The 17073-nt window shown below is 72.1% G+C and carries 16 protein-coding genes; 6 read left to right on the forward strand and 10 right to left on the reverse strand.

Annotated features, from left to right (window positions below; all coding sequences use genetic code 11):
* Window positions 1-76 precede the first annotated feature (76 nt).
* Complete coding sequence (locus tag Plo01_RS32425) at window positions 77-1135, forward strand: alpha/beta hydrolase (RefSeq protein ID WP_203894561.1); 1059 nt, start codon at window positions 77-79, stop codon at window positions 1133-1135.
* A gap of 300 nt (window positions 1136-1435) precedes the next feature.
* Here the strand turns inward: Plo01_RS32425 and Plo01_RS32430 are convergent, their stop codons facing one another.
* From Plo01_RS32430 to polX, 4 genes are all read right to left on the reverse strand, one after another.
* Entirely contained in the window at window positions 1436-1582 is a 147-nt protein-coding gene (locus Plo01_RS32430; protein WP_203894562.1) for a hypothetical protein, read from the reverse strand.
* Window positions 1583-1685: 103 nt separating this feature from the next.
* Complete coding sequence (locus Plo01_RS32435; protein ID WP_203894563.1) at window positions 1686-3200, reverse strand: WS/DGAT/MGAT family O-acyltransferase; 1515 nt, start codon at window positions 3198-3200, stop codon at window positions 1686-1688.
* Between the two features lie 231 nt (window positions 3201-3431).
* Window positions 3432-4673: a sulfite oxidase gene (locus tag Plo01_RS32440; RefSeq protein WP_203894564.1), complete on the reverse strand. Its 1242-nt coding sequence runs from the start codon at window positions 4671-4673 to the stop codon at window positions 3432-3434.
* 74 nt (window positions 4674-4747) lie between these two features.
* A complete protein-coding gene (gene polX / locus Plo01_RS32445; protein ID WP_203894565.1) occupies window positions 4748-6436 on the reverse strand; it encodes a DNA polymerase/3'-5' exonuclease PolX in 1689 nt (562 codons plus the stop codon).
* 155 nt (window positions 6437-6591) lie between these two features.
* Between polX and Plo01_RS32450 the strand changes: the two genes are divergently transcribed.
* The gene (locus Plo01_RS32450; protein ID WP_203894566.1) at window positions 6592-7203 is read left to right on the forward strand and encodes an FMN-dependent NADH-azoreductase; all 612 of its coding nucleotides are present in this window, start codon (window positions 6592-6594) and stop codon (window positions 7201-7203) included.
* A 110-nt stretch (window positions 7204-7313) separates the two neighbouring features.
* On the forward strand, window positions 7314-8681 hold the full coding sequence (gene secY, locus Plo01_RS32455; protein WP_203894567.1) for a preprotein translocase subunit SecY: 1368 nt from the start codon (window positions 7314-7316) through the stop codon (window positions 8679-8681).
* Here secY and Plo01_RS32460 read toward each other — a convergent pair.
* The 3 genes from Plo01_RS32460 to Plo01_RS32470 all read right to left on the reverse strand — a co-directional run bounded on the left by Plo01_RS32460 (window position 8656) and on the right by Plo01_RS32470 (window position 11255).
* Window positions 8656-9357, reverse strand: a complete 702-nt coding sequence (locus tag Plo01_RS32460) for a response regulator (RefSeq protein WP_203894568.1) — start codon at window positions 9355-9357, stop codon at window positions 8656-8658. The genes secY and Plo01_RS32460 overlap by 26 nt on opposite strands.
* Window positions 9354-10292, reverse strand: coding sequence for a sensor histidine kinase (locus Plo01_RS32465; protein WP_203894569.1), 939 nt, complete (start codon window positions 10290-10292; stop codon window positions 9354-9356). Before Plo01_RS32465 ends, Plo01_RS32460 begins: the two co-directional genes overlap by 4 nt.
* 177 nt (window positions 10293-10469) lie before the next feature.
* The gene (locus Plo01_RS32470) at window positions 10470-11255 is read right to left on the reverse strand and encodes an alpha/beta fold hydrolase (protein WP_203894570.1); all 786 of its coding nucleotides are present in this window, start codon (window positions 11253-11255) and stop codon (window positions 10470-10472) included.
* A 57-nt stretch (window positions 11256-11312) separates the two neighbouring features.
* Between Plo01_RS32470 and Plo01_RS32475 the strand changes: the two genes are divergently transcribed.
* A complete protein-coding gene (locus Plo01_RS32475) occupies window positions 11313-11786 on the forward strand; it encodes a MarR family winged helix-turn-helix transcriptional regulator (protein WP_203894571.1) in 474 nt (157 codons plus the stop codon).
* Between the two features lie 52 nt (window positions 11787-11838).
* Here the strand turns inward: Plo01_RS32475 and Plo01_RS32480 are convergent, their stop codons facing one another.
* Window positions 11839-13059, reverse strand: a complete 1221-nt coding sequence (locus tag Plo01_RS32480; RefSeq protein WP_203894572.1) for a riboflavin synthase — start codon at window positions 13057-13059, stop codon at window positions 11839-11841.
* A 318-nt stretch (window positions 13060-13377) separates the two neighbouring features.
* Between Plo01_RS32480 and Plo01_RS32485 the strand changes: the two genes are divergently transcribed.
* Window positions 13378-13788, forward strand: a complete 411-nt coding sequence (locus Plo01_RS32485; RefSeq protein ID WP_203894573.1) for a type II toxin-antitoxin system prevent-host-death family antitoxin — start codon at window positions 13378-13380, stop codon at window positions 13786-13788.
* A gap of 11 nt (window positions 13789-13799) precedes the next feature.
* Here Plo01_RS32485 and Plo01_RS32490 read toward each other — a convergent pair whose 3' ends face one another.
* A complete protein-coding gene (locus Plo01_RS32490; protein ID WP_239317498.1) occupies window positions 13800-15185 on the reverse strand; it encodes a phenylacetate--CoA ligase family protein in 1386 nt (461 codons plus the stop codon).
* A 73-nt stretch (window positions 15186-15258) separates the two neighbouring features.
* A complete protein-coding gene (locus Plo01_RS32495; protein WP_239317500.1) occupies window positions 15259-15828 on the reverse strand; it encodes a PadR family transcriptional regulator in 570 nt (189 codons plus the stop codon).
* A 53-nt stretch (window positions 15829-15881) separates the two neighbouring features.
* On the opposite strand from Plo01_RS32495, the gene Plo01_RS32500 reads away from it, so the two are divergent.
* Complete coding sequence (locus Plo01_RS32500) at window positions 15882-17063, forward strand: FAD-dependent oxidoreductase (protein ID WP_203894575.1); 1182 nt, start codon at window positions 15882-15884, stop codon at window positions 17061-17063.
* Window positions 17064-17073 lie beyond the last annotated feature (10 nt).

The following is a 17073-nucleotide window of genomic DNA, read 5'->3' on the forward strand; positions in this document are numbered from 1 at the left end:
ACTCACATTCGGGGCAGCCGCCGAGATCGTCGGAACACTATTATGTGCCACGTCAATAAGGCGGTCGGAGGCTCCCATGGCACCCGGTTCACGGCTACGCGGCTTCATCGTCGGAGCCGTGGTCGCGGCCGGGCTGTTCGTCCTGGTCGTGGCCGCCGCGATCGCGCTGATCACCACCCAGCGCGACCCGGCCGCCGGGCCGGGCCGGTCCCCGGCCGCCGAGGGGCCGGACGGGACGTCCGGGCGGCCGGAGGAGACCTCGCGGCCCCGGGAGCCCGAGGGGATCGAGGTGGTCAAGGAGCGGCGGCTCAGCGAGCGCCGGATGGAGCTGACCCTGCGCTCCGACGCCCTCGGCGACCTCACCACGGTACGGCTGCTGCTGCCCGAGGGCTGGTCCGCGGACTCGGGGAAGACCTGGCCGTCGCTGTGGCTGCTCCACGGGGGCCTGGACGACTATCGGGCGTGGTCGCGATCGGACGCCGAGGAGCTGACCGAAGACGCGCCGGTGATCGTGGTGATGCCCGACGGAGGCAAGTGCGGCAGCTACTCCGACTGGCACAACGGCGGCGACGGCGGCCGGCCCCGCTGGGCGACCTACCACCTGAAGGAGCTGCTGCCGCTGCTGGAGAGCCGCTACGCGGCGGGCGGGGAACGGGCGATCGCCGGGTACTCGATGGGCGGCCAGGGCGCGATGCTCTACGCCGCGACCGGGAGGTTCAAGGCCGCCGCCTCCTTCAGCGGGGCCGTGCACACCCTGCTGCCCGGGGTGGACATCGCCGTGATGCTCGGCACCACCGCGGGCTGCTTCGGCACCGACTGGAAGCGCATCTGGGGCGACCCGCGCGGCGACCGGGAGGTCTGGGAGGAGCACAACCCCTACCACCAGGCGGACAAGCTCCGGGGCGTCCGCCTCTACGTGGCGGCGGGCGACGGGAGCAAGCGGGAGGGCGAGCTCTTCGGCGACGTCACCGAGGAACTCGCCCACAAGGCGGCCACCGCGTTCGCGGACCGGCTCAAGGAGCTCGGCATCCCCGTCGAGACGCACTTCTACGAGGGCCGCCACAACATGACCTACTGGAACCGGGAGCTGCGCCGGGCCCTGCCCGTGCTCCTGGAGTCCGTCGGGGCCCGCTGACCGGCCCACTTCGGCGCCGCCGCAGGGCCGTCATCAGGGCCGGATCGGCGGCGGCGCCGAAGAAGGCCCGGTCGGCCGCCTCGACGGCGGCGATGGCCTCCTGGGCGAGCTGCTCGCCCTGCTCGGTGACCCGCAGCAGCCGGGCCCGGGTGCCGGACGGGTCGACCTCGCGCCGGAGCAGGTCCTTGGCCTCCAGTCTCCGCAGCACCTGCGAGGTCATCTTCACGTCGGTGCCCGCGGCGGTGGCCAGGCTGAGCTGGTTCGGGCTCTGCCCGACCGGCTGAAGCCCCGCGGGTCCGGTCAGCCGATCTCGCGCAGTGTGGCGATGAGCGTGCTGAGGGCGCCGCGGGCGTTCAGCAGGGCGAGAGCCTGCGATTCGGTGACGCGGACGTCGTGCAGGCGCAGCACGGAAGCCGGGCGCTCAAGACGACGGCTCGGCGCATCCACGCGTCGGCAGGGCCTCTGGCCGGATCGACGGGATGACGGGCCGCGGCCCGTCCGACGCGGTGCGACGGATCCCCGACCCGCGGCCGGGACCGGGAACCCTCCCTCAGGCGAGGACCGGGGCCCCGGCCCTCGGACGCGGCTCGGCCCGTCCGGCGGGGCGCGGACCGGGCTCCCCGGCCGGTCCCGCGAGGGCCAGCAGTTCGTCCATCGCCTCCTGGACGTGGCCCATCAGCCGCCAGGCGTCCTCCACCCGCTCCGGGCAGGAGATGATGCCGAAGTCCAGCGAGCCGTCGTAGGAGAAGCAGGTGATGTTGACCCCGCCGCTCACGTCGGTCAGCACCGAGACCGGGTAGTAGGCCAGCAGCCGGGCCCCGCACAGATACAGGGGGAACTGCGGTCCGGGCACGTTGGAGACGAGCAGGTTGACCGGGGGCGGCGCCATCGAGGCGAGCCGGAAGATGACGGGGGTGGCCAGCGCGGTCACCGCCGGGGGCACCATGGACGACAGCTCGTTCGGCCAGGCCGTGGGGGAGCGCGCGAACCGCCGCTTGGCGGCGCGCATCGTCTCGCCCGCGATCCGCAGGCGCTCCAGGGGGCAGGCGACGTCCGTCGGCATCGGGGTGATCATGGCGGAGAGCTGGTTGCCCACCGTCTCCCGGGCGCTCGCCGTACGGACCGCGACCGGGACCGCGGCGATCAGCGGCCGGTCCGGCAGCGCGTCGCGCTCGCGCAGCCAGGAGCGCAGCGCCGACGCGCACAGCGCCATGACCACGTCGTTGACGCTGATCTCGAAGGCCCTCGCCACCCGTTTGACGTCGGCCAGGGGGATCGAGCCGTAGGAGAAGCGCCGCCGGGCGCTGATGCGGCCGTTGAACGGGGTGCGCGGGGCCGACAACGAGGGCGGCGCAGGCAGGTCCCGCCCGCCCGCGAGCCTGCGGGTCGCGGCGGCCATCATCCGGACGCCGGGCAGCGTGGCGATCACCGGGACCACGTCGAGGTCGGTCACGGTCCGGCCGAGGGAGCGCAGCAGCCGCGCCGGATGGGTCACCGACCGGGTGACGGCCCCGGCGAGCATCCTGACGAGCCCGGGGGCGGCGGTCGGCGGGCGCTCCGCGGGCGGCTCGACCTCGCGCGGCTCGGGAGTGAGGTCGAGCAGCGCGGCCAGGGTCTCGGCGCCCGACACGCCGTCGACGGCGCAGTGGTGGACCTTGGCGTAGAGCGCGGTCCTGCCGCCGGTCAGGCCGTGGATCAGGTGCATCTCCCAGAGCGGGCGGCGGCGGTCCAGGCGCCGCTCGTGGATGCGGGCGACCGCCTCGGCGAGCTGGGACTCGTCTCCCGGCATCGGCAGGACCGTCTCGTGCACGTGGTCGGCGACGTCGAAGGCGGAATCCTCCGTCCAGTACGGATGGTCGAGGCCGAAGGGCACGTCCGACAGGCGCATGCGCAGGGCGGGGGTCAGGTGCAGCCGCCGGCGGAGCAGTCCGATCAGGGCCTCCCGCGTGACCCCGCCCGTGGAAGCGCAGGCCGGTTCCAGGATCGCCACCCCCGCGACGTGGGCGGCGGTGGTCGCCGATTCGGCGTGAAGGAACTGCGCGTCGAGCGGAGTCAGCTGGCGCATCGTCTGAACCTCCTGCGGAAAAGAGTCGGAACGGGTCACCGGCATCATCGCCCCGGTTCGTTTCCCCGATGTTTCCGCGGAGCGACCGAAGGAGTATTTCAGATGAAATAAGCGTTCTCGAACGTCTATTTCGGTAATTTATCCTGCCTGATCAGGAGAATGATGCCTCTCCGGGTGGGAAATTCCCCCGCGCGCGGAAAGGCGATATCGATGTGATGACGGGCGCTTCCGTCAGACATTTATCACCGTGACGGGATGGCGGACGACGGCGTCGAAGAGATAGCCGAGTTCGTTGTGCGGGGTCTCCATCGGCTGGACCGTTCCGGCCTCGTCGCGGGCCCGGGCCATGAGGGTGTGCGGGCCGCTCTGCCCCGGGTTCCGAGAGCTCCGGGGGTTCCAGGAGATGTGCCACCGGGTCCAGGCGGAGACGACGCGGGACCCGTGCAGCTGGGCCCGGTGCCAGGTGGCGCCCGAGTCGAAGCTCACCTCGACGCCCGTGATCCGGCCGTGGCCCGACCACGACCGTCCGTGCAGCAGGTGCGGGCGTCCGGCCGCCAGCCCGGCCTCCCAAGGCAGCTCGAAGGCGCTCCGGATGCCCTCCCGGACGGTCAGCGGGGCGCCGCCGCCCGATGGGCGGCCCTCGCCGAACATCCGGTAGAACTCGGTGGTCCACGGCGAGGACAGCGGGGAGGCGGAGACCTCGATGTCGCCCACCCACTTGATCGAGGCCAGGCCGATCCAGCCCGGGACGACCAGGCGGACCGGGTGCCCGTGGTCGGGCGGGAGCGGGCGGCCGTTCATCTCGTAGGCGAGGATCACGTCGTCGAGCGCCTTGGCGATCGGGATCGGCCGCCGTACCCGCCCGTGGTCGACGCCGTCGGCGACGTAGGCCGCGTCGAGACCGCGCGGCATCACGTCGACGGCCCCGGGCAGCAGCCCGGCCCGCTCCAGCACGGTGGCCAGCGGCACCCCGCGCCAGCGGGCCACCCCGACCCCGCCGAGCCGCCACGGGGTGCCGGAGACCTCCTGGTGCTGCTGGGTCAGGAAGAAGCTCCTGCCGTTGCCCGCGCACTCGATCATCACGTCCCGGGTCACCGCCGGGAGCGCCAGCAGCTCCTCGTAGCCGAAGCTGCGGGGCGCGCGCAGGCCGGAGCCGTGCAGCTCCAGCCGCCAGGTCGCCGCGTCGATGATCGGCGTCGAGGTGTGGTCGCGCACGAAGAAGCGGTCTTCGGGCACGTGGTAGCCGACGCCGCGCATGGCCTCCCAGCGCGTCTCGGCGTTGGTGCCGTGCGCGACGAACAGCTCCCGCGGCAGCGGCTTGACGATCCCGGGCGGGGCCGTCTCCGCCGTCGTCCCCGTGGCCCGGCCCGCGGCCGTTCCGCCGGGACCGGTCGTTCTCGTCCGGTCGGTCTCGCCCGGGGTGGCCGTCCGCCGCGGGACGGCCACCGTGCCGGAGGGCTTCCTGTGCGGCATGAGCCACCATCCTTTCCGTTCTCATGTATTCCCTACTAGGAAAGCATGAAACTTGGGGGGTGGGGAGAGCCGCCTCAGCCGTTCAGGAAGCCGAGCAGCCGATCCAGCGGCCAGGTGTTGATCACGTCCTCCGGGGTCAGCCAGCCCCGCTGGGCCGTGCCGACGCCGAAGCGCTGGTTGGCCAGGTGGGGGACCGCGTGGGCGTCGCTGTCGATGGAGAAGCGCACGCCGTGGTGGCGCGCCAGCCGTACGAGATCGGCGGGGAGGTCGGCGCGGTCGGGGAAGGAGTCGATCTCCATCGCGGTGCCGGTCCGGGCCGCGGCGCGGAAGACCGCGTCCCAGTCGGCGTCCACCTGGGGGCGCTTGCCGATCAGGCGGGTGGTGGGGTGGCCGATGACGTGGACGTGCGGGTTCTCGCAGGCGGCGATGAGACGCCGGGTCATCTCCTCGCGCGGCTGGCCGAAGTGCGAGTGGATGCTGGCGACGCACACGTCGAAGCCCGACAGGATCTCGGCGGGCCAGTCGACCGACCCGTCGGGACCGATGTTGAGCTCGCTGCCGTGCAGGATCCGCATATCCGGGTATTTACCCTGAAGTTGGCGAATCTGCTCCCGCTGCGTCAGTGCTTTCTCCAGGGTCATCCGGTGCATGGCCAGGTCGGGCGCGTGATCGGTCACCGCGTAGTAGGAGTGGCCGCGCGCGTGGGCGGCGGCGACCATGTCCTCCAGCGAGGCGATGCCGTCGGTCAGGTCGGTGTGGGTGTGCAGGTCGCCCTTGAGGTCGTCCACGGTGACCAGCGCGGGCAGCCCGCCCTTGAGTGCGGCCTGGATCTCCCCGCCGTCCTCGCGGAGCGCCGGGGGGACCCAGTCCATGCCGAGGGCGCGGTAGATCTCCTCCTCCGACCCGGCCGCGATCACCCGCTCGCCGTCGAAGAGGCCGTACTCGGAGAGCTTCCAGCCCTTCTTCACGACGATCTCGCGCAGGTGCACGTTGTGCGCCTGGGAGCCGGTGAAGTACTGGAGCCCGGCGCCCCACGACTCGGCCGGGACCAGCCGCAGGTCCACCTGGACGCCCTCCGGGGTGCGGATCGAGGTCTTCTTCCCGCCGGAGGCGATGACCTCCGCGACGTACGGCTGCGCCTTGAAGACCTCCATCAGCGTCTCGGGGGCCACCGCCAGGATGTCGATGTCGCCCACGGTGTCTCTCATCCGGCGCAGCGACCCGGCGTAGGCGATGCGCTCGGCCCGGTCCTCCAGTGAGGCGATGATCCGCTCGGCCAGGCCCATCGCGACGCCGGTGTGCACCCTGGTGTTGGCCCGCTCCATCTGCTCGATGCCCCGCAGCAGGTTCTCCTCCGTCTTGGCGCCGAAGCCCTTGACGCCCTTGAGCCCGCCCGCCTTGATCGCCTCGGCGAGGGCCTCGGGCGAGTCGATGCCGAGCTCCTGGAAGAGGAGGACCGCCTTCTTCGGGCCGAGGGAGGGCACCCGGGTCAGCCTCCGCACCCCCTCGGGGACCTTCCCGCGCAGGTCGTCGAGCTGCCGGAAGCTGCCCCTGCCGAGGTATTCCTCGACTTTCTTGGCGATCGCCTCGCCGACCCCGGGCACGCTCCGCACCGGCACGGACGCGATGTCCTCGGGGAAGCCCGCGATGGCCTTGGCCGCCTTCTGATAGCTCCGGACCCGGAACGCGTCGCCGCCCGTCATCGCGAACAGCTCGGCGTATTCCTCCAGAGCCGCCGCCACACCGTCATTCGCTCTCGCCATGAGCCCAGCCTAGAAGATCGCACCGACGTTTCCCCGGCCGCTTCCGGGCCCCTCGCGCACCGGCCTTGACTAAGCGGACCGCAGTCCGTATCTTCGTGTCCGTGAAACGGACTGCGGTCCGATTAATGTCTGGATCACCGTTCGGAGGACGGACCATGAGACTGCTGCACATCTCCGCCTCGCCGCGGAGCTCCGCCTCGGAGTCGCTGGCGATCGCCGGAGAGTTCCTCGACGCCTACCGGCGCGCCAACCCCGGCGCCGAGATCGACCACTTCGACCTGTGGGACGGCACGCTGCCCGCCTTCGGCCCCGAGGCGGCCGCGGCCAAGATGGCCGTGTTCGGCGGCGCGGCCCCCGAGGGGGAGGCGTGGGCCGCGGCGGTCAGGACGTTCGAGCGCTTCGACGCCTACGACCGCTACCTGTTCAGCGTCCCGATGTGGAACTCCGGCGTGCCGTACGTCCTCAAGCAGTTCATCGACGTCGTCAGCCAGCCCGGCATGGTCTTCGGCTTCGACCCGGAGGCCGGCTACATCCCGCTGCTGAAGGGCAAGAAGGCCGCCGTCGTCTACACCAGCGCGGTCTGGGCCCCCGGCCTGCCGCCCGGCTTCGGCGACGACTTCCAGTCGCCGTTCTTCGACGGCTGGCTCCGCTGGGCCGGGATCACCGACATCGCCGACATCCGCTACCACCCGACGGTGACCGGCGACGCCGACCTGGAGCGCAAGCGGGCCCTGACCCGCGCCCGCGAGGTGGCCGCCGCGTTCTGACCGGGCCGGTATCACGGGGAGGCTCCGCCGCGCGGGGTACGCGGATCTGCGTACGGCGAAGCCTCCGGAGAGCGGATTGCGGCCCGGGGCCGCGCGGCCAGACTCGGTGCATGCTCACCACGCTCGCCCGCGCCTTCCGCGTGCCCGACCTCCGCAGGAAACTGCTCTTCACGCTGGCGGTGATCGTGCTGTTCCGGTTCGGGCAGGTCCTGCCCGCGCCCGGGGTGAACGTGGCCGCGGTGCGGCAGTGCCTGGGCGGGGCCCGCACCGGGCTCGTCGACATGCTCCAGCTGTTCAGCGGCGGGGCGATGCTGAAGCTGTCGGTGTTCGCCCTCGGGGTCATGCCGTACATCACCGCCAGCATCATGATCCAGATGCTGGCCGTGGTGGTCCCCCGGCTGGAGGCGCTCAAGAAGGAGGGGCAGCGGGGGCAGGCGAAGATCACGCAGTACACGAGATGCCTGACGGTGGGCCTGGCCGTGCTCCACGCCACCACGGTCGTGTCGCTGGCCCGCGCCGGACGGATCTTCCCCACCTGCGACCGGCAACTGCTGTACGGCCAGGGCCTGCCGGCGGTCACGGTGATCGTGATCACCCTGGTGGCGGGGGCCTGCCTGGTCATGCGACTGGGGGAGCTGATCACCGAGCGGGGGATCGGGAGCGGCATGTCCATCCTGATCTTCGCCCAGGTGGTCGCGGTGTTCCCCTCCTACCTGTCGGGCGTCTTCACGCGCAGCCCGTTCGCGCTGGCGGCGATGCTGGCCGCCGGGGTCTTCCTGGTGGCGGCGGTGGTCTTCGTCGAGCAGGCGCAGCGGCGCGTCCCGGTCCACTACGCCCGCAGGACGGCCGGGCGCAAGGCGCACGGCGGGACCTCGACCTACCTCCCGCTGAAGGTCAACCAGGCCGGGGTCGTCCCCGTCATCCTCGCCTCGTCGCTGCTGGTCCTGCCGCAGCTGGCGGCGGAGCTGACGGGCGGGAGCGGGCCGGTCGCGGCGTGGATCCAGCGCTACCTCGTCTCGGGCGACCACCCCGTCCACATGACGGTCTACGTGCTGCTGATCATGGCCTTCACCTACTTCTACGTGTCGATCACCTTCGACCCGGCGGAGGTGGCCGACGCCATGAGGCGGTACGGCGGGTTCGTGCCCGGCATCCGGCCCGGGCGGCCCACCGCGGAGTACCTGCGGTACGTGCTCTCGCGACTCACCGCGCCCGGGGCGGCCTATCTCGGCGCGTTGTCGCTGATCCCGATCATCGCGTTCGTGATCCTGCGCGACCCGGCGACGCAGCAGAACTTCCCCTTCGGCGGGACGATCCTCCTCATCATGGTCGGGGTGGGGCTGGACACGGTGAAGCGGATCGAGGCGCAGGCCGGGGAGCACGCCTACGGCGGCCTCCTCAGGGAACCGTCCGGCCTCAGGGAACCGTCCGGCTTCAAGGGATCGTCCGGCCTCAGGGGATCGTCAGCCCGGACCTGACCGCGAAGACGACCAGCTGCGCCCGGTCACGGGCGTGCAGCTTGACCATGGCCCGGCTGACGTGGGTGCGGACCGTGTCGGGGCTGATGGACAGCTCCGCGGCGATCTCGCCGTTCGACCGGCCGGTGGCGACCCAGGCGACCATCTCGCGCTCCCTGGGCGTGAGGGTGTCCAGACCTTCGACCGGCGTGACGTCGTGCCGGCCGAACAGGCCGATGACCTTCCTGGTGACGGAGGGGGAGAGCAACGCCTCGCCCGAGGCGGCGACCCTGATCGCGCGGGCGAGCTCCTCGGGGGCGCTGTCCTTGAGGATGAACCCGCTGGCCCCGGCCTGGAGGGCGGCGAAGACGTACCGGTCGACCTCGAAGGTGGTCACCATGATCACCCGGGTGGCGGCGAGCGCGGGATCGGCGGTGACGGCCCGCAGCGCGTCGATGCCGTCCATGCCGTCCATGCGGATGTCGAGCAGGAGGACGTCGGGACGGGTGTCGCGCAGCAGGCGGAGCGCCGCGGCGCCGTCCGCGGCCTCGCCGGTGAACTCCAGGTCCGGCTCGCGGTCGATGAGCGCCCGCAGACCCATGCGCACGATGGCCTGGTCGTCGGCCACCGCCACCCGGATCGGGGCGGGCCGGGGAGCGGGGCTCGTGTCGGGGGACGGGCTCGTGCCGGGGATCATGCGGTGTCCACGGGGAAGCGGGCCACGACGCGGAAACCGCCGTCCCGGTCCGGGCCTGCGGTGAACACCCCGCCCGCCCCGGTCACCCGGGCCCGCATCCCGGCCAGCCCCCGGCCGCCGGCCGTGCCGGAAGCGCCGGTCGTGCCGGAAGCGCCGGTCGTGAAGCCGGCGCCGGGGGAGAAGGCGTCTGCCGGAGCCCCGCCTCCCCGGTCGGCGACCTCCACGACGAACTCGCCCGGACGGCCGGCGAGCCGTACCACCGCCCTGGCCGGACCGGCATGCCGCAGGACGTTGGTCAGCGACTCGCGCACGACCCGGTAGACCGTGCCCTCCAGGTGCGCGGGGATGACCGGCTCCGCCGGTTCGACGTCGACGGCCAGCCCCGCCGCGCGCACCCCGCCGATCAGCCGGGACAGGTCGTGATCAGAAGGCGTGGGGTCGATGAGGTCGAGCGCGGAGCGGAGCCGGTCGAGCGCCTGGGTGCTGGTCGAGCGGATCGCCTCCAGCGACTCGCGGACCCGTCCGGGATCCTCGTCGAGCATCAGCAGGGCGACCCCGGCCTGCATGGCGATGGCCGCCAGCCCGTGTCCGGCGACGTCGTGGACCTCGGCGGCGATGCGCGTCCGCTCCGCGGCGATCAGCTCCTGAACGCCGGGCGCGCTCTGAACGTCCGTGACGGCCGTCCCGGTGATCATCCTGGCCGGGGTGTCGGCGCTCGTTCCGGAGGTCGTCGCGGGGGTTCCGGAGGCCGCGGTGACGGACGCCTCGCGCGTCTGGCCGGGGCCGCCGACCGGCCACGGGACGGCCAGCCATCCCGCCCACACCAGCATCAGGACGACCGGCAGGTCGCGCAGGCGGCCCAGACGGGACAGCGCGGCCGCGGCCGCCGCGAGGGAACGCGGGCGGCCGTCCGGATGCGTGTGCTGGCTCACCATCCCCCCTCCGCGGGGCCGGGCTCATCTGAGCCGATCCTAGCCAGCGCCGGGCGAAGTGAGCGGTCCTCCTCCGGCGCGTACGGCCCGGACCGGCCCGCCGCGGCGTCCCGGTCCGGGGTCACGCCGCGGGAAGCGCCCGCGGGCGTCCCCGACGCCGCCGTCGGCCGTGCTCGGTGATCACGGGGTTCGCGTCGTGCGGAGGAAGTCCTCGAGGATCTCGTTGAAGACGTCCGGGCGCTCCATGTTGGGGTAGTGGGCGGTCCCGTCGATCGAGATCGCGCGGCCGTCGGCGACGGTGCGGATGAGGCGCTCGGCCATGCCGATGTGGTCGGGGGAGTCGAGAGCGCCGTTGACGGCCAGCACGGGGACGGTGATCCCGGCGGCGCGTTCCCAGGTGTCCCGTACCGGGATGAGCCGGTTGGGTTCGTCTTTGGCGTGCTTGGACATGGTGCCCCGGGCCATCCGGCGCAACCGGTCCACGATCTCGGGATCGAGCTCGTCGAGGGCGCGGTGCGGGCCCGCGGCGAAGAGGGTCAGCCATTCGACCGAGGCGTCCAGATCGCCGGCGGCCATCGCCGCGTTCCACGCGGCCCAGGTCCGGGTGGTCCAGGGGTCGGTGAAGTACGGTTCGCCGGTCCCGGCGCCGCTGACGACCACGGCGCTGACGAGCTGCGGGTGCTCCAGCGCGGTGTCGACCGCGACGGAGGCCCCCATGGAGACTCCCACCAGGGTCGCGGGGCCGGTGTCCAGGTGGCGCAGGAGCGCGGCGAGGTCGTCGGTGAGCCGGTACGGCTCCGCGGCGTTGGCGGAGCGGCCGTGCCCGCGGGCGTCGGGCGCGATGACGCGGTACCGCGCGGCGAAGGCGGGGATCTGGTCGTCCCACATGCCGTGGTCCAGGAAGCCGCCGTGGAGCAGGACGAGGGGACGGCCGCTGCCGGTGTCGATCCGGAACAACTCATTCATGACAACTAAGGTGTCATTTTTGAAGGAAGATGGCAACCTGGGTGTCATCATGGTGGGATGAGTGAGGCACGCCGCGATCCGGCATCCGACGAACCGGCCGACCGGCTCATCGAGGTGTTCGACCTGGTGGGACCGCTGTACCGGCGGGCTCAGCGCAAGGTGGAACAGGACGCCCCCATCGAGGGGCTGTCGGTGGGGGTGCGGGCCGTCCTCAACCTGCTACGTGAGCACGGGCCCATGACCGTCCCCCAGATGGGCCGGGCCCAGGCGCTGAGCCGCCAGTTCGTGCAGCGCATGATCAATGACGCGGCCGCGCGCCGCCTGGTCGAGTCCGTGCCCAACCCGGCGCACAAGAGGTCCTCGCTCATCCGGCTGACCGGGGAGGGCCGGACCGCCATCGGCGCCGTGATCGACCGGGAGCGCGCGGTGCTGCGCCAGATCGGCGGCGACCTCACCGAGACCGAGATCGCCGCCTGCGTCCGCGTCCTCTCGCGTCTCCTCCGCCACCTCGACGACGTCGACGTGGATTGAGCAGCCGGACCGAGAAGACCGGTGAGAACGGCTCAGGGGTCCCCAGCCGTCGTCAGAGGTGCTTGACGAGGTCGGCCATGTCGAGCAGGGGCAGACCCCACCGCAGGGCGGCGATCTCCAGCTCGGCCGACCTGGCCATGGTCCCGTCGGGATTCATCACCTCGCAGCACACCCCGACCGGTGGCAGTCCGGCCGCCACGCACAGCGCGACCGTGGCCTCGGTGTGGCCCGGGCGTTCGGCCAGCCCTCCGGGGCGCGCGGCGAGCGGGAAGACGTGCCCGGGCCGCAGGAAGTCGTCCGGCCGGGCGTCCGGGCAGGCCAGGCGGCGCACGGTCGCGGCCCGCTCGGCCGCCGACACCCCCGTCCCGGTCCCGGTGGCCAGGTCCACCGGGACGTGCGGGCGGGTGCCGTGCCGATCACCGGGTCCGGGGACGGGGCCGATCTCCAGACGGTCGAGGACCTCGGGCGCGCACGGCACCGTCGAATGGCCGCACACCTGGGTGAGCAGGAAGGCGAACGCCTCCGGGCGCATCCGCGCCCCGGCGAAGATCACGTCCCCCTCGCCCTCCCGGTCGGGATCCCAGAGCACCACGGCCCCTCCGGCCGCGAGCTGCGCCACCGCCTTCTGCACGCCGTTCCCGCCCGAGAGCCGCCCGGCCCACGGCAGCGCCGCCACCACCTCGGTCACCGCGCGTTCCGGGTCGGACGGCCAGCGCCGCGCCAGGCGGGTGACCAGATTGGACTCCAGGTTCACCCGGTCGCCGGCCGACAGCCGGGACAGCGTGGTGGCCCGCAGGGTCAGGGGGACCAGCGCCACCGCGAACCGGTCGCGGGCCACCTCGGCGACGGTCAGGCTGACGCCGTCGACCGCGATGTGGCCCTTGGCGACGATCGACGGCAGGAAACGCTCGGGCGGCTTGATCCACAGGCGCCGCATGGTCGCCTCGTCGTCGACCCGTACGACCTTGCCCACGGCTTCCACGTCGCCCTGGACCAGGTGACCGGTGAGCGGGTCGCCCAGCGCCAGGGGGGCTTCCACGTTGACCCGGGTGCCGGGCTGGATCCGGTCGAGGGTCGACCGGCGGCGGGTCTCGGCGGAGAGCCTGGCCTCCAGCACCTCCGCGTCCTGCTCGAGCCGTACGACGGTGAGCCCCACCCCGTTGACGCAGACCGAACCCGGTGCGCCCGCGGCGGCCCGGGGAGCCCTGATCGCGATCCGGGCCTGATCGACGGCGGCCACCGTACCGAGCTCATCGATGTGTCCTGTGAACAACCGACACCACCTCTCGACAGCGGGAGGTCGTCCCTCACCGCACGAAGGAACCAGGGGCCGACGACCGGCCCGAGAGGTGGCGGGGTGTCACCGCGTGGCCCCGGAATCGCACCGGGTCGTCCCGCCGCAGCCGACGGAACCGGCGGGCTGTCACCGCCGCACCTTGGAATCGCACCGCATTCAGCTATATCACCCTGCGCTCCCCGGGAGCCACTTTCAGAGTGCTGAACCCCGACCGGAGACCGACGCCGTCGTACGGCTGCCCATGATCTTGTATCGATCTACTCTCGGTCTAGACAGACTGGACAGGGGGCGCTCATGGGTGACTGGCAGGTGCAGGAGGCGAAACAACGCTTCAGTGAGGTCGTACGGCGAGCGGTGAGCGAAGGCCCTCAGGTGGTCACCCGGCACGGGGAGGAGGTGGCCGTGGTCATCGACATCGCCGAGTATCGCCGCCTCAAGGGGGAGACTCCTGACTTCGGGCGTTTCCTCCTGGACGACCCCGACTGGGATGACGACGTCGAGTTCCCCCGCAACCGGGACCTCCCCGTCACGCCGGAGGTCGCGGAGGAATGGGGACGGATGAACGCCGTCCTCCCCCTGCCGACGATGGACGGGCTGATCGCGGCGACGGCCAGAGTGCACGGGTGGACCCTGGGCAGCAGGAACGCGAAGGACCTCGCGGGAACGGACGTGTCCGTGGTCAATCCCTGCGAACCGCAGAACTGACCGGCCGGGCGTCAGCCGCGGGTGTAGCGGTGTTTGGCGCCGGGGGGGAAGTAGTCGGGGTCGCCGGTTTCCCGGAGGCGGATGTCGGGGGTCTGGCGGTGTGGTGGGACGTAGGCGGCGAACTCGCTGTTGAGGCGGAGCAGCTGGGTCAGGATCGACTCCCCGGCGGCTTGGGCGATCTTGCCGGAGGGGGTGACGCCGGGGGCCAGTTCGACGGTGACGGCCAGGCGCCGGTCGCGCCGTTCGTCCTCGACGACCTCCAGCACGAACTTGCCGGTGACGAAGGCGCTGACCTCCGGCTGTTCCAAGCCGACAGAGACGTTCTCGGGATAGACGTTGGCGCCGTAGTAGGACACCGTGAAGTGGCTGCGGCCGAAGACGTGGGCGAAGGGGCGGTCCGGGCCGGTGGCGGAGGGGTGGAAGCCGTGCTCGCGCAGGAGGGCGAGCATCCGGTCGTACGGCGTCAGCCCGCCCTCGTCGGCGATGTGGTAGCGGATCAGCGGGATGCCGTTGTCGCCGGTGAACAGCAGGGTGCCGTCGTGCTCCTCGAAGAAGCGGACGTCCGGGTCGTACTGGACGAGGGTGGGCAGGCGGGAGGATCCGAACAGTTCCCCGGCGACCTCGGGGCGGGTGGCGAGGAAGCGGCGGATCTCGATGGAGAGCGGGGTCTCGTTGCCGAGGACGCCCGCGTCGGCGGTGCCGTACAGGGAGGCGGTGTCCAGGGCCGGGGCGGTCATCCCGGCGCGTTCGGCGACCAGGGTCCGCCACTCCTCGCTGAAGACCTCCCCGGCGGTCACCAGCTTGACCGCGTAGTCCCCCCACGGGACGCCCGCGGCGACGCCGGCGTCGATCACGTCCTTGAGGAACGGCGGGTAGCCGAGCAGCACCACCTGGTCGAAGTGCGGGGCGAGCTCCGGGATCACCCGCAGGATCTCCCGCCTGTCGCTGCCGGGGGCGACCACCGTGAGGGGATAGCCGCGTTCGGCCAGGTGGCGGCAGCAGGCGATGGTGAACAGCCCGCCCACCCAGGTGCCGAGCGCGAAGCAGACCACGGCCAGGGTGCGGCGCCCGCGGGCGGCGAAGGCGTCCCGGAAGACCTCCTCGAAGCGGTCGGCGATCACCCGCTCGTCCGCCGCCGACCGGGCCCAGAACGACGGTGTCCCGGTCGAGCCGGACGACACCGCGATCATGTCGCCGATCACGCCGTCCCGGCAGAGCTCGGGGAGGGGGAAGCGGCGGATGTAGGTGTCCTTGGACGTCAGCGGGAGCCGTACGAAATCCTGATATGTCAGGACCTGCTGGGGGTCCACGCCGTGCTCGGCGAGGAACGCGCCGTAGGCGGGCACCGAGGCCGCCACCCGATGGAAGAGCTCTACCGCCCGGTCACGAGGATCCACCAGCCGACTGTACGGCCCGGCGCCGCGCCCCATCCAGATCCCGGTCCGGACGCCGGAGAGGGCGGCGGACGCCTCAGAGGGAGAAGTCCCAGGTGACCCGGCCCGCATGCAGGTCGTCGACGAGTCCCCGCACGTAGCCGAGCTCCGCCTCCAGCACGGCCCGCTGGTACTCGACCTCCACGAGGAAGACCGCAGGCAGGAACGCCCGGCCCTCGGCCAGCTCGCCGTCCAGCGTCGTCAGCGTGGCCTCGAGGGAGGTCAGGCGTTCCTTGAGCGCCGCGAGGACCTCGCCGGGCTTCAGCACCGGCAGGAAGGCGAGGGCCGCGGGGAACTCGGGGAACTCCCGGGCGGGGGTGGACAACATCGTCCGCATCCACTGCTTGAGCGTCTCGCGGCCCGTGTCGGTGAGCTCGTAGACGGTCCGCTCGGGGCGGTTCTCCTCGCGCGAGGTCTCGCGGACCGCGACGAGCCCGTCGCGGAGCAGCCGCTCGATCGTCTGGTAGACGCTGTTGCGCTGCGCGACGTTGACCACGTCGTCCTTGTGCCGCTCCTTGATCAGCTGCTGCATCCGGTAGGCGTGCATGGGCTCCTCGGCGACCAGGGAGAGCAGGGCCATGGCCAGGGGAGAACGCCTCGTCGACATGGAGCTCATGGTAGGTCTTGCCCGCCCCTAGTCATAATATGTATAGTTATTGCATGACCAAGAAAGCTCTGATCATCGGCGGGGGCATCGCCGGTCCGGTGACCGCCATGGCCCTGCAGCGCGCGGGCATCGACGGCGAGGTCTTCGAGGCCTACGACCACGGCTCCGACGGCGTCGGCGTCTTCCTCACGCTCGCGGTCAACGGGCTGGAGGCGCTGCGCGTCCTCGGCCTGCACGACCTGATCCGCGACCTGGGTACGGACACGCCGCGCATGGAGATCGGCAACGGCCGCGGCAGGCGGCTGGCCTCCGTCCGGCAGCCCGGCCGCACGATCAAGCGCGCCGACCTCTACCTGGCGCTCCGTGACGAGGCCGTACGGCGCGGCGTGCGGTTCCACTACGGCAAGCGCCTCGACGACGCCTCGATCACCCGGGACGGCGTGCGCGCGGTCTTCGCCGGCGGGGGCGCCGCCGAGGGCGACCTGCTGATCGGCGCCGACGGGCTGCGCTCGCGCACCCGCACGATCATCGACCCCGCCGCGCCCCGCGCCCGGCACGTCGGCCTGCTCAACACCGGGGGCTTCGCGCGCGGTGTCGCGGTTCCGGGCGAGCCCGGCACGTTCCACTTCATCTTCGGCCGGAAGTGCTTCTTCGGCTATCTGATCCACCCGGACGGGGAGGTGTGGTGGTTCGCCAACCCGCCCAGCCGCAAGGAGCCGACCCGGGAAGAGCTCGCGGCGATCACCTCCGAGCAGTGGCGTGCCAGGCTGAGGGAGCTGTTCGCCGGCGACACCGGGCCGATGCTCGACATCATCGCCGCCACCGAGCACATCCCGCCCGGCTGGAACACCTACGACTTCCCGACCGTGCCGACGTGGTCCAACGAACGGATGGTGATCGTGGGCGACGCCGCGCACGCCACCTCGCCCTCCTCCGGGCAGGGCGCCTCCATGGCGATCGAGGACGCGGTGGTGCTGGCCAAGTGCCTGCGCGACGTCCCCGGCGTCCGCGACGCGTTCACCGCCTACGAGCGGCTGCGCCGCGAGCGGGTGGAACGGATCGTGGCCCAGGGCAGGCGCAACGGCAGCGGCAAGGCCCCCGGACCCGTGGGCGCCTTCCGCCGCGACCTCGTGCTGCCGACGATCATGAAGTGGGTGGAGAAGAAGAACGCCCTGGGCTGGATGCACGACTACCGGATCTCCTGGGACGAGCGGGTGACCGCGCCGGTGTCCTGAGCGGGAACCG

It is taken from the genome of Planobispora longispora, from assembly GCF_016863135.1.
Classification (GTDB): Bacteria; Actinomycetota; Actinomycetes; order Streptosporangiales; family Streptosporangiaceae; genus Planobispora; species Planobispora longispora.